General features: G+C 58.0%; 8 protein-coding genes. 1 reads left to right on the top strand and 7 read right to left on the bottom strand.

The features are described 5' to 3' along the window. Positions 1 to 370: 370 nt before the first annotated feature. Positions 371 to 2,593, top strand: a complete 2,223-nt coding sequence (locus tag CH286_RS27665) for a putative dsRNA-binding protein (protein WP_141215866.1) — start codon at positions 371 to 373, stop codon at positions 2,591 to 2,593. A gap of 223 nt (positions 2,594 to 2,816) precedes the next feature. Here CH286_RS27665 and CH286_RS17390 read toward each other — a convergent pair whose 3' ends face one another. From CH286_RS17390 to CH286_RS17360, 7 genes are all read right to left on the bottom strand, one after another. After that, positions 2,817 to 3,812 (bottom strand): sigma-70 family RNA polymerase sigma factor, encoded by a 996-nt coding sequence (locus CH286_RS17390; protein ID WP_094609906.1) that lies wholly within the window; start codon positions 3,810 to 3,812, stop codon positions 2,817 to 2,819. A gap of 156 nt (positions 3,813 to 3,968) precedes the next feature. Then, a complete protein-coding gene (locus tag CH286_RS17385) occupies positions 3,969 to 5,531 on the bottom strand; it encodes a PD-(D/E)XK nuclease family protein (protein WP_141215865.1) in 1,563 nt (520 codons plus the stop codon). Positions 5,532 to 5,568: 37 nt separating this feature from the next. Continuing rightward, the gene (locus CH286_RS17380) at positions 5,569 to 6,891 is read right to left on the bottom strand and encodes a hypothetical protein (RefSeq protein ID WP_094609904.1); all 1,323 of its coding nucleotides are present in this window, start codon (positions 6,889 to 6,891) and stop codon (positions 5,569 to 5,571) included. Between the two features lie 83 nt (positions 6,892 to 6,974). After that, the gene (locus CH286_RS17375; RefSeq protein WP_094609903.1) at positions 6,975 to 9,119 is read right to left on the bottom strand and encodes a DEAD/DEAH box helicase; all 2,145 of its coding nucleotides are present in this window, start codon (positions 9,117 to 9,119) and stop codon (positions 6,975 to 6,977) included. Between the two features lie 121 nt (positions 9,120 to 9,240). Continuing rightward, on the bottom strand, positions 9,241 to 10,203 hold the full coding sequence (locus CH286_RS17370; RefSeq protein ID WP_141215864.1) for a hypothetical protein: 963 nt from the start codon (positions 10,201 to 10,203) through the stop codon (positions 9,241 to 9,243). 214 nt (positions 10,204 to 10,417) lie between these two features. Next, a complete protein-coding gene (locus tag CH286_RS17365; RefSeq protein WP_255182695.1) occupies positions 10,418 to 11,062 on the bottom strand; it encodes a VWA domain-containing protein in 645 nt (214 codons plus the stop codon). A gap of 94 nt (positions 11,063 to 11,156) precedes the next feature. Further along, complete coding sequence (locus CH286_RS17360; RefSeq protein WP_094609901.1) at positions 11,157 to 11,621, bottom strand: 5' nucleotidase, NT5C type; 465 nt, start codon at positions 11,619 to 11,621, stop codon at positions 11,157 to 11,159. Between the last annotated feature and the right edge of the window lie 483 nt (positions 11,622 to 12,104).

Below are 12,104 nucleotides of genomic sequence, written 5' to 3'. Positions count from 1 at the left end.
CCCGGCCCGTTTACGTCCCCGTGCGTGTCAACAAACCGCGTCGGAGTCACCGGAAAGACGCGGCTGCAGGTGCGGGTCGAGCGCACGATGGTGGCAGCCGCATGGGGGCGGCCGTCGAAGATCGACGCTCCGCGACGGGAATCGATTCGATCGGCCACGGCCCCGCTTGCGATCTCGACTCAACGCGCTAGCTGCACCTCCTACGGGAACACTGCCAGTCGACGGGACACGTGATACGCGCGCCTCAAACCGCTTGCGGGCCCGAAATACAACGAAGCCGAAGTTCGTCCCGCCAGTGCGGTTTTTCGCTACCCTTCGCTAACCGAATCTAAGGCCGCGGTACACGAGACCCCACAGGGATGAGGAAGTTGTGATTCAGCCGATTGACGGTGCCAACCGGATCGACCTTCTTTCGCCTGCGGCGTCGCCGCATCCTGGCTCGGAGGATATCGAGGCCGCTTTACGAATCGGACTAACGCATATCAGCTATGCGTACGAAAACGGCAATTCCAATTCCGCGCTCACCCCCGGCGTCTTGGACTCGCTTATAGCTCTAGGCAATGACTGGTTCGACCGCGAACTCGCCGCCAGACTGTACCTCGACCGCGGGTTCGAGAATGTCGGCATACTCTCTAGCCTTCGAGCACATGCGCGCGTCAAGTTCCGCGGTTGGGCACTGGATTCGACAAACCTGCGTGATGTCGTGAAGGTTGGAAAAGGAGTCGACCCCGGCCAGATCTCAGCGAAAATGGCGTCCGACGTACTGTTCACACTTCTCGGGAAGCTCGTGCATTCGCGGCTCGAAGACGTCGCGGTAAAACTTGTGTCGCGATTCTTCGTCGACCTGCTCTCAGAGCGAACACCGTCCACCGATCCCATCACCGCACTGACGCAAATAGTACCGGTCGCCGAGCAGACCTGGGCGTACTCTAAGCAAGGTCCAGATCATGCGCCTGTCTTCGAGGCTGCGCTCTCAGTCACTGATGGACGCAGCTCAGTCGGTTCGGCAGCCGGCAAGAAACTAGCCCGCACGCAGGCAGCCGATGAGTTCGTCCGACGGTACGGCTCATACGAAACCAGTAAAATTACGCCCTTCTCGTTGCCGCGAAGTATAGGGCTACCGCCAACCACCGAACAAGTATGCAATTCCTTAATGCGCCACCAATCAATCGAGCCAGATTGGAGACCCCTGGTCCAGCAGGCATTTCTGCATAACTCTTGGGTGTCCGAGAACAAAGAACTCGTGAATCGGACCAATCAAACAGACAACCGACTCCTCGCTTTCGTAGGCGCAACCGTCCTGAGCTATGACTACACACGCTCGGTAGTCTCGTCGCAGATCGACGATAACCCTGCGAGCTATACCCATCTCACGCAAACGAATGAAAGCTTAACGCTGGCAGCAAAACTACTACGTCTTGACCGCGCGATTCTACTTGGACGAGGTCAACGAGCCAACGGAACACAACCAGAGATGGTGGCCTCATGCCTGCAGGCTCTCGCTGGAGCGTTATACCTTTCTCTAGGCGAACCCGAGAGCCTTACAGCACTACTATCGCAAGAATGGGCACCCGCCCTCCCAATCCTGAATCCAGCGATGCCTCGCGACCAGGATCCAGTAACGAAACTTCAAGAGTTACTGGTCAAAACCCGGGTTGACCACAGTTACGCGACAGTCAGCACGTCGGGACCTATGAACGGCCGAATGTTCATCGTTGAATTGAAAGTATCGAGCCCCGGAACCAACAGTTCGACTTCTACGCAAAGCACACAATGCAGCTCCGTCAAAGGAGCAAAGGCAGATGCAGCCCGTCCGCTGATTCGAGCACTGGAATGGCTCAGACAACCGCTCGGCGAGCCCACTCCATCCATTGCCGCTCATGTCGAATTTTTTCGCACTCACCTCGATGCCATCGACGAATCTTCGGAGCATGACAGACCCGCGAATATAAATGCTTTTACAGAAACGCCGTATTCAAAATCAAGTGGCTGCAACGGCGATCCAAAAGAACTCACTTCAGCGGCAAATGGTATAGACAAAAAGTATGCGCGACTCGCTTTCGAGGTGCTTCCCGACGCGCTCGGAACCAGAAGTTTCGTGGCGGATAGACAGATTCATTACGAACGCAAAAATTCCAACACAATGCCGGCACTCGATCACAAACGGACGGATATCTTGGATTTGCTCGCACGACGCTACAAACAAAAGAAGTGCACTCTTTATACAGGCTACTCAACGTCAAGATCAGAACTAGACGTCGGAGACAATATCAACGAAGATTACTTGATCCTCGTTATTTCCCGAGGAGGAGGCGAGGATGCAATCGCGATCAGCCCCGCGGCAAGACGCCATGCTACGTATGTAGTCCGACATGAAGTTGCCAAACTGCCGTGGCACGAGGTTTTCGCCAACCCAAAGTATGCAGCCAAAGACCTGGGTGCAAAACGTCTTGTATTTCGCGATCGATATCCGCTAGATCAATACAGGTCGATGTTTGAAAAAATCAAGCTTCTACTCGACTGCGCACCCAAATCTATAAACAACAAAATGCTTTACCAACCACGAAATTTCACATACGCCTTCAGGAAGTGATCGGTCACATTTCTCAAATAAATAGACTCATAATGACCTCGAAATCGAAAGCCCGAAGGGACCGGTCAGGTCATCCGCACGCCTTCGGTTGTCCATTTGCGGAGTCCATCGGCGGAAAAGGTATGACCTTTGCCGAGCTGACCCGCGTGCGCCTGATTTCGGAGACGCTGTTGACTTGACAAGGCCATTGCAGGCATCGATCGCGCCGGGATGTATTAAGCACTCAGACATAGTCTCGCAGCACTTGTGATCGGGAGGGGTGCCGTAATTTCTTCATCGTATCGGTTTCGATCTGGCGGATTCGTTCGCTGGTCACCCCGTACATCTGAGCAACCTCGTCGCGTTCCAGGTGTCGACCGAGTCCGATACCGTTGCGAAGGCGAATGATGGTTGCTTCACGCTCTGAAAACGTCTCAAGCACGGAATCTAGTTGATCGCATAGCAGCGAGTGACTGACGAGGTCTATTGCCGCGACTTCATCGGTATCGAACAAGTCCGCATAGTGACTGTCCGTGTCATAGACGAGCCACTCTAGGCTGAGCACTCTCCGTGCGGCATTCTTGAGCTCGTGGATCTCGTCTTCGGTCATGTCCACCTCGGCCGAAACGATGTCCATGGCTGCCTTCCGTTGAGTCCCACGGCCGAGCGCGGACTCGGTTCGCTTGATCCTCGCCAGTGCTTCCTCAACATGGACTGGAAGTCGTATCGCTCGAGCTTCGTTGAAGACACCGCGCACGATTGCCTGCCGGATCCACCACGTCGCGTATGTCGAGAATCTGTGGCCAGTCTTGTAATCGAACTTCTCGACCGCACGCAGCAGTCCCAGGTTGCCATGTTGTACGAGATCGAGAAGATCGAGACCACGATGCTGGTACCGCTTCGCTAGAGAAACAACGAGCCGCAGGTTGGCTTCGATCAGGTTCGTTTGAGCGCGGCGACCATCCCTTGCCACCCACGCCAAATCACGCCGAAGAAAAGACGGCAGAGTGACGCCTGCTTCCTTCAGCTTCCCCAGGTGGTAGTCCGAGAAGAGTCCAGCCTCTATCCGTTTGGCGAGCTCGACCTCATCCTGCGCATCGAGCAGAGCTACTTGACCGATCCGTCTTAGGTAGTGCCCGATCCCTTCGAATCCGTAACGGTCCAGCTCGAGATCGCCATCCTGATCCCCTTCCCGAGCGGCGGGTACCACCAGCTCGACATGATAAGCATTCACTGTCATAAGGTTTTGTGTTCTAGGTTGCCAGAACAGCGCCGCGAACCCTGCCTACCTCTCGCTCCAACAGCTTTGACCCCACCGAGATCTCGTCGTCCTCTACACCCGACATGGAATCCCCGTACTCGGTCTAGCGTCCAGCCTCGACTCCGCAGACACTGGTCATTCTTTCGACTTCGAACGGGCAGCCAAGCGCGCGGCATGGAGCAGTTGTGCAACAGTCAGTGAGTCAAGTTTCTTCGATCTGTAAATGAAGTCCGGATTGAACTTGTTGAACGCTCCGCTGGCAGCGTTGCCCTTTGGATATTCCTGAAGAGCAGCCGAGTTCAGTGCTGGGTCAACGACATTGAAGTCGAAGTGCTGACAGTTCGATTTCCCCCAGTCGAGCCGAGACTGGGCATCAGCGTCGCTTGCGCCAGCCAGCCCAGGTAGCACGGCACACAGTCGAAACTCTCGACCTTGCAGCTGCCAACCAACTGAGGCGCCTTTCGCTCTATTCGGCTGCAGGTAGTGGAAAGCCGTAATTACTGGTGTCCCATTGGAGAACCCCGAGTCAACCGTGCAATCAAAGCTGCATGCATCGAGATCTGACTGAATAATCTGGGATACCGACCGCGCCCGGAGCTTGGCGAGCGACCATAGAAGCCGCTGTTCGATGTGGGCACCTGCCAGGCTATCGGTGAGCAGCACGGGTTCGTCGTCCGACCGGACTGCGACCGCATCGGCGAGTTCCTGAAGTACTTTGATCATCTCCGCGTAGTGACGGATGATTTCAACCTCGTAGGACGCGCTCGCGCCTTCGAGCGCGTGCAGAATCAGCCCAGACAACGTTCCATATGAGACCCTCACCCAGGACGCGCCTCCCGGTACGCGGTCAGTTGTGTCAAAGGTATCCTCGGGCCATTGCGGGTCTTGCAGGCTCAAAATTATTTGAGTGGGCCGATCGAGTTCGGTGTCGTTCAGGATGCGCGCTGAGTAGCCGTCCAGCTGATCGGGATCGGGCAAGCTGAAGACCTTGTTCTCGATCACCAGCGGAGTTCGGTGATCGTCCCACCAGATCGACAAGTCCAAGTGAGCTCGTTCGCGTTCGACCCTGCGTATATAGCCCTGAGGTTTTGGGTCGGCAGAATCCGGGGATGGGACCAAAGCATCGAATACGTCGCTGGCTTGTTGTGGCATCTCGCGACAAAACCATGCAAGCAAGTTGGTGTGAAAAAGCTCGCGGCCTCCGAGCATGATGTGAGCTAAGGGTTCTTGATCAAGTTTTCGCGCAAGTTCGGTAATGAGCTCGACCCGATCGACCTCTGACAGCTGAGGCACTCCAACCAATTCATCAGGCGTGACCGCTGTTGCCGCAGCGGGACTGCAATTGACGAACCGGACCGGGTTGGCAGCTCCGTTCGGTAAGTATTGCGACATATCCAATCCGCCGTAGATGCCGTCAAGCTCACTGCTAGATGTGCCAGAGAAGCCGAAACGCGTACTGTCCGGGGAACGCCGCCAGCTCTCGATCTTGTAAACGGCTTTGACGACACCGCGATGAACGGCGAAGGCGAATTCCGGCGCTCCCGGACCCTGCACGGTCCGGCTGGCAGCAATTTTCCACCATTTGCTGGTTGCGGCATACAGCTGCCCACGGAATTCCGGGGATGATTCGTCAGATATCGGGAAAGACTTCGTCAGCCTGATGAGCACTACCCTGTGCTGCGGAGCGATGATCGACAACGTTCAGTCTCTTTCTTCGGGGCTGATCAATGGAATTTCAGCTCTGCGCGAATGCAGATTGTGCGGGAAGGACGACCAGTGACCCATCTGCCTTGCGCGCGATCTCGATGGCAACGTCAGGCTGCGGACCCGACAGCTCGATCGATTCGCTCAACGCGCGCACACGGCGGGAGGTCCGAAGTAGCGTATCGACCTCACTCGATTTGAAGACAAAGTCACGGACACCGTGTGTGCGGTCGATCTCGAGACTCGACAGGCGACCAAGAACGGTGGAGATTCGGTGATGCAACTCCACCACACGCTGAGCCCGCCGCTTCAATGCTTGGGTGAATCCCTCGAAGAGTCTTGTCGGGTCGAGCTGAGCGTGCTCGACCGCCTGCAGGACTGCTACTCGTTGCTGTAGGTCAATCGAGAGTTTCGCCAACTCGAGATGAGTCCGAAACTCACCGCCGTCACCGCCGATACCTTTGAACGCCTTTTCCAAAGCAGCAACCTCGACCCGGCCGTCCTTGAACTTGCTCAGAGATTCCTCCCATGCCGCCAGCCGTGTTTCGGCGTTCGCAAGACCGACGTTGATGTGAAAGACCGCGGTGTCCAACCCCAGCGAGGCTCCGATCTTGCCCTCATCCAAGAGGATGGCCGAAGCACTGTCGATAATCGGAATACATGCGTTCAGCGCTGAACGCTCACCCGTCAAAGCGTTGTCCTTGAGTTCACCGAGCATCTCGGTAATGGTGTCCAAAGCCTGTTGACGATTGCTCTCCGCACGCGCGTTCAGTCCCACAGCAACAGCCATCAGGACTAACGGTGCCGCAACAGTCAACGCGCTGGCAGCTACGACAGCAGCCCCCGCGGTAGCAGCAGATCCACCGACAGCACCAGTCGCAGCGTTGGCGGCCGAACCGGCCACCGGCACGAAAGTGGCCTGTGCTGCGATACCGGATGAACCCACAAGCGCACTATGCACGCCACCGGTCGCAACCTTCGAGGTCATCGACTTCAGCACGCCGCTACCCACCTGGGTAGCTACCTTTGCCGGCACCACCATCCGGTAGAGCGTCTCACCACCACTGTGAACGACTTTCGCCGCACCCGTCTTCGACGTATGACTGATCAACTGGGAAAGATGACTTGCCAGGGGGCTCGCACTCTCCAGGTGTATTCCCCCGGACAGATCAGCAGTTTTCGGAAGTGGATGAGCTTCAAGAGTGGCCAGTGGGGCATCGACCAAGGCTGCCAGGACCGTTCGCAACTCGTTGAGCCGCGCGCTCGTCAACGCGTCTTCGGTCATCACCAACGGCGACACCATTTCTTCGGTCGCCAAAGTCCAAACCGGGACGTCATAAGTGCTCTCGGTCATACTGGGCCCTCCTGAGGTTGTTGACGCTCACCCTAACCGAACGGACCGACAGGTTTGTAGCGCCGCAGCAGTCAGACAGCACGTCATGCCAGCCCCAACCTCTTGCGTTCCAACTCGATGATCGAATTCTCTGCCGGAGCGACGCCTTGGTCCCACCCGTCGTCCACCGATGCTCGATCACCTTCCTTCGCCTGACTACGTCGCGCGTATTCGTCGAACAGCTGAGTCTTTCGCTCGAGCACTTCGCGCATCCGCTCGTCCACGGTGTCCTTCGCCAGCAATCGATGCACCTGCACGGTGCGTATCTGGCCCATCCGGTGCGCCCTTGCGATCGCCTGGACCTCAGTGCTCGGCTTCCATTGAGGCTCAGTCAAGATCACCACCGAGGCGGCCTGAATGTTCAAGCCGACGCCGCCGGCTTCGATCTGGCTGATCAGCACCGCACGACCGCTGTGGGCGGTGAAGTCATCGACCATCTGTTGTCGTTGTGTCGCAGAGGTGGCACCGGTCAGGGGGCCGAATACGACGCCCGGCACCTCACGGCGGACTGCGTCAAGCACAGACTTGAAAAACGAGAACACGATGATTTTGACGCCGTTGTCCTCTGCCTCCTCCACGATTTCCCGCAACCGTTCCATCTTGGCCGACTTCGCCTGCCCCGAACCTGCGTATGCCGACTGTCGCATCGCCATGAAATTTCGTGATGCCACCGCGTCCCGGTACCGCGAGTTGTCGTCGGCCGTCGGTTGCACCCAGTCCTCGACTTCGATGAGTTCCGGTAGTTCCTTGAGGACGTCCACCTGATTGCGTCGCAGATACGCCGGAGCCACGGTCTTCCGGAAAAGGTCACCGCCACCGAGACCGTCCGAGGCGTTGATTCGGCGAGCGGTGTCAGGTTGAACACACTCCACGAGATTGCGAAACTCGGCTACGCGGTTCTCCATGGGAGTTCCACTCAGAAGAACTGCTCGCTCGGCCGCACCGATCAGCTTGTGCGACGCGATAGATCGTTGCGCTGCTTTGTTTTTGATGTAGTGCGCCTCGTCGATGACAACCAACGCTGGAGTCACCGAGATGTCGAGTCGTTGAAGGGTGTTGAAGGTGGTGATAGCAACTCCACCTCGCCGAATCCAATCCTGGGTTGCGGATTCCCGTTCTGCTCCGTGCAACTGAAGTGGACGCAGCTTCGTATGCTTTCGTGTCTCGTTGGACCAGTTGATCAGCACGCTCGCGGGACAGACAACAAGAAAGTGCTTGTCGCCCTTCGCTGCAAGATGCGCCGCAACCGCCAATGCTTGAATGGATTTACCCAGACCCATCTCGTCGCCAAGAATTACCTTGCCCCGAGAGAGGATGTATTGCGCCCCGAATGCCTGATATGCCCGCAAATATGACCGAAGGTGTGTGCGGTCCAGCACCACCTTCTGCGTTTCGCCCGCAATGGTGGAGCCGACGAAGCCATGCGAGGCATCTACCTCTGCCGCGCCGAGCGACGTGAACTGGCTCAACAGTGCATTGAGCGACGCCGCGTCCCGTTCGTACTCGGTCCATGCATTACCCGCTGGACTACCTGCAGCGACGATCCGCGCGATGTGTTCGCGGATCGATTGCGTCTCCGGCAATTTGGCGACCACATTGAGCTGGTACACAGCTTTATGCGACTCGAGCTTCTTGGCTTTACTGGTGAAAATGCGTGAAATCCAGCTATAAGACCTGGACGCAGCCGACCGCCAGGGATCCACCAGCGTGCGCAGATGCGCGATTTCGACCGGCAGTCCTTGGACTTCTCGTTCCACCCGTCGCAGCGCTGTGAGGGACTCGAGCAGCTGAGCCTCGAGGTTGGGCTTTCGTTGCGGATCGAGACGCACCCGTTCGCCGGCCCGGATGCGCTTACGCTGCGCGACTGCGGCGTCATGGATCGCTTGTGCAGACTGCGGCCCGATTCCCGGAACGGCGCCGATCTCAGCCGGTGATGACTTCGCGAGATCCAATACGGTTCGTAGCCGCGTCTGCTGGAGACTGCCCAGGCGAGTTCCCTTGGGTAAGGACTGTTTCAGACCGGCTGCGGGTGCCTTACGGAGGATGTCGTCGGCTTGCGCATCGAGGACTGCGTGGACGGAGCCCCTGATCGATGCACGCAAACTAACGGCGGCCTGTGCTGCTGCTTCTGCCTCCGCAAATAAGGCATCGAACATCTCTGTAGGACGCTCCAGCTCCGAATCGCTCACGCTGAACGTCCTTCCACGCCGTTGCAGTGTCGATAATCAAGATCACAATCGCACACGATCACAACGAGCGTAGGAGTTCCGGTGGTAGCAGTTCGGAGCACATTGACGCGGCACGACTGACCTAGACATTGATTTGCTGGGCGCAATCCAGGACAACGCTCCAGAATCTTTCGAGGTCCAGATCGGATACCCTGCGACCGGGTGCCGACGCCCTGTGGTTCTGACCAAGAAATACAGCGAGCTCGGCAAACCCGTCATGCGTGGCGATGTGCGGATATTTGGTCCACGAACCGGAAGCCATCAACTGACCGGACTTGTTGACCCACAGCGACATCGGCGGGTACCGATACCCGAAGGGATGAAAGAACACCGCTCCACGTGGTGGAGTGCCGAACCAGAAATCGTCGTGAGTCCCGTAGGAGACGTCGAGAGCTTCCTGCAGGTCGAACAACTTTTCCGCCAACGCCCGATCACCGCCAGACAGTACGGCCTCCAGAAACGACTCTTTCGTCCAAACAGGTCCCGCAGAGTCGCCGGACGAATGCGCTTTCGCATCGGCTAACTCACCCCCGTAGGTCGACGGCACCAAGATTTCGAGACCACCGTGCCGGGCGTACGCGAGTTGCAATGCCGTCACGCGGATCTCGACGCGTGTAATTCGATTCAAATACTCGACCAGTCTCCGCAGATCCGCATCGATGCGATCTACAGCGAGGCAAAGGTGCACACGCCCGGTGGCGATGTTATGGGCAAGCCGCTCAACCGCCTCCTCCTCGAGAACACCTAGGTCGACGCCACCGCGCCTTGCCCACTGTCTCCTGAACGAGGCTTCGCCACCCAACGAAATCGCAGAGGCGTAGTCCAAGACCTGCCCGATCACCATCCGCCGTCGCTCTGTGTTCGAGGCCAGCTTGCATTCGACGACGGTGACCGAACCATCACGGTCGACGATACAGACATCCGCTGGCCCTGCAGACGTGGCCAGCTCCCGTACCGTGAGAGCAGAGTCGGAGACACCCGGCACATGCTCCGGCGCGGCAGCAATGATCCGCTGAAGATGGTCCTCGTTGTCGTACGCCGACATCTCCGGAGATGCCCAACCGCCCTCGGATCCCAACTCGCGGACTAGAAATCTTGCCGTCTCGTCGTTGACCATCAGACAGCCTCTCTATCAGGTGACTCGACGTGTAACTCTGCGCGCACTCAGCTGAACACCCAACCGAGCACCGCGGCAACGATGCACAGGAAGAAGATCAGCTCGATCATCCCCTCCGCCGCACCGCTGCCGCCTTTATTACTCATTCGCCGCGCGCCCTGCGCCGATCGGCTTCGGAGAAGCCCTGGGCAAGAGGCGCTCCGTGCACCTGAGCACGCTTGCGGTCCTGGTAGCTCGCCACCGAATCGAAGGCAGCCGTGACGCCGACTGTCGTCGATACGTACGTCATCGACTTGTCCCGAGCGAACCCGAGATCAGCACCCACTTCTACGGCGTCGATGTTGGAACCCAGGAAGACGAAGTCCCACTGATAGTCCCGCTCCTGCTTAGCAATAAGCTCGCGCACAGCAGTATTGGTCCACTCCTTGCTCGCGTTCTCGTGCCCGTCGGTCATCACCAGAACAGTGACCGAACCAGGCCGGTCTTCCTCGGACAGAGCCACAAGCTCGGCCCCGACTTCGGTGACGAGTCGGCCGACGGCGTCGTAGAGGGCAGTCATCCCGCGTGGCTCCAGCACGAGGTTCGGTACCTCCCCAATCGGCTTCGAGCTGTAGACCGACTCGTATCGGTCGTCGAACTGCGCCAGGGTGACGACGGTATTGCCGTCGGACTCACGTTCCTTGGAAATGAACGAATCGAACCCGCCGCGAGTGTCATCGGCGATGGCATTCATCGAACCCGAACGGTCGAGCAGAGCAGCAACGAGAGAGAGCTGTGGATTGGTCAAAAGAACCTCCTGATGGAAAGTGCGCCGAATGGACGCGGTGAAGCTGATGGCCGAACCATACCGAGGGGTACCGACAAGAACTGCGCTACGACGGTTACGCCCGTTCCAGCAGGTAGGCCGTCACCTGGTCCCACGTCTCGAACGGTTCGGTGCCGTACCGCAGCCATTCCCCTTCGAATTCGCTGGCACCGTTATTGCGTCGGTCGTCTACGAGAAAGTCGCCGCGATTCAGATTCTTGTGGTGGGACAGGATCAGTCTCTTGTAGGCGACGGATCCTTCGTCGAACCCGAGGTGCTTCTGCACCCACAGCACCTTGTCGTGCCAGGCGCTGGGGTTCTTCCACGGGGCGGTGGAGAGGATGTAGGTGTCGAACACCGCCGCCAACGTGCGGTAAGCGTCGAGCGCGCCGTCGATGGGATCCATCAGCGAGAAGATGTGCGGTACCTCATCGAGATCGCCCGGGTATTTCGCGATGTCAGCCGGGTCTGCCCGGTCGATGCCCGACTGAAAGTTCACGAGCGTGTTGTCGAGGTCTACGTAGAGAATTTTCTTGGCCATCGGGCACCTTTCGTCGTGCACCGTCGCGGTGCGCTGTCAGAGAAGAGTCGCGGGGGAAATCGACACCGCAGGAGATGCAGAACTTGATCCGTTCTGCATTTCGATCATCGCACACGCCTACGACAAGCTGATTCGCGACCGATCGCGTCGCCGTGAGCTCCGTACTGTGTCAGACCCGTCCGCTATCGTCAGCTATATCGAGCGGGTCCCCCGGGGAGAGCTAAACCGGTTGCGCGACAGCCATCCACCTCTCGTGTCGAGTCTTCTCGCACGCTCGCCACGATGCACTAGACCTATCCCTAACGGAACGAAGTCTGGCGGCGCACTTGCAGACCTCGCGCCCTCCGTGGCCGCGAAGTCCGACCCGACAAAAGACTTGGAGACTGAGGTTCCCCCAGGATGGTGGACACCGAGATAGCGGGATCGTTGGTTCCGCTGGAAGGATGTCTTCATGTCCCGCAAACGCAGGTCGTTCACGACCGA

Source organism: Rhodococcus sp. WWJCD1, from assembly GCF_002258735.1.
Lineage (GTDB): Bacteria > Actinomycetota > Actinomycetes > Mycobacteriales > Mycobacteriaceae > Rhodococcoides.
The sequence above is the reverse complement of the archived record's forward strand: the minus strand, read 5'-3'. Positions and strand labels throughout refer to the sequence as shown.

What these genes read in the sequence shown, in the direction of transcription:
- CH286_RS17390 (WP_094609906.1), bottom strand. Translation starts at nt 3,812, where the DNA reads ATGACAGTGAATGCTTATCATGTCGAGCTGGTGGTACCCGCCGCTCGG.
- CH286_RS17360 (WP_094609901.1), bottom strand. Translation starts at nt 11,621, where the DNA reads ATGGCCAAGAAAATTCTCTACGTAGACCTCGACAACACGCTCGTGAAC.
- CH286_RS17370 (WP_141215864.1), bottom strand. Translation starts at nt 10,203, where the DNA reads ATGTCGGCGTACGACAACGAGGACCATCTTCAGCGGATCATTGCTGCC.
- CH286_RS17380 (WP_094609904.1), bottom strand. Translation starts at nt 6,891, where the DNA reads ATGACCGAGAGCACTTATGACGTCCCGGTTTGGACTTTGGCGACCGAA.